Annotated in this window: 1 protein-coding gene; it reads left to right on the top strand. The window is 44.7% G+C overall.

The genetic code is table 11. From position 1 onward, the window contains the following. The coding region (locus M3N64_RS14000) for an IS256 family transposase (RefSeq protein WP_249104311.1) at positions 1–578 on the top strand (578 nt) is incomplete at its 5' end. Positions 579–723 lie beyond the last annotated feature (145 nt).

Raw genomic sequence — 723 nt, 5'->3', positions numbered from 1 at the left:
ATGGATGGCAGGAAATTCTGCAAAACCTCTACCAAAGAGGCGTCAAGGAAGTGCTTCTGGGCGTATTTGATGGTCTTCCGGGGCTGGAGGAAGCCTTTCGGGCGGTTTATCCGAAAGCTGACGTACAGCGTTGTGTCGTTCACAAAGTCCGCAGCACCCTAAATCGTGTTCGAAAAAAAGACCAATTCGAAATGGCGGAGGATCTGAAACTCATTTATCGATCTCCGAGTAAAGAAATCGCATTGGAGATGTTTCGACAGTTTGAATCGAAATGGTCGAGCAAGTACCCAAGAGAAGTGCAATCTTGGGCCAATGAGTTGGATGTTCTCCTCACATTTATGGACTATCCGAACAGTATTCGAAGTGTAATTTACACGACAAATGCCATCGAACGAACGATCAAGGAGATTCGGAAACGTCTAAAACCGATGAACAGTTTGAGCAGTTTAGAAGCCGCGGAAAAAATCGTGTATTTGACGATCCAAGACTTTAATGAGAAATGGGCAGAGCGAAAGCTGCGAGGATTTGCCGAAGCGCAGGAAGCCCTCCAGCGAATGTTTGAAGAACGTTACAATTAACCAAATACTGTAAATAACAAAGTAAGGGGATGCTCCCTTTCCGCACAGGAGACAGAATATTCTGTCTCCTGTGCGGAGGAAACCGACTCCTTATCCATTCTAAATCCATTCAGAGATACCCTATCTATCTTACATTACACAAAAT

It is taken from the genome of Sporolactobacillus mangiferae (assembly GCF_023336505.1).
Taxonomy (GTDB): domain Bacteria; phylum Bacillota; class Bacilli; order Bacillales; family Sporolactobacillaceae; genus Sporolactobacillus; species Sporolactobacillus mangiferae.
This window is presented reverse-complemented; position numbering and strand designations above follow the sequence as displayed.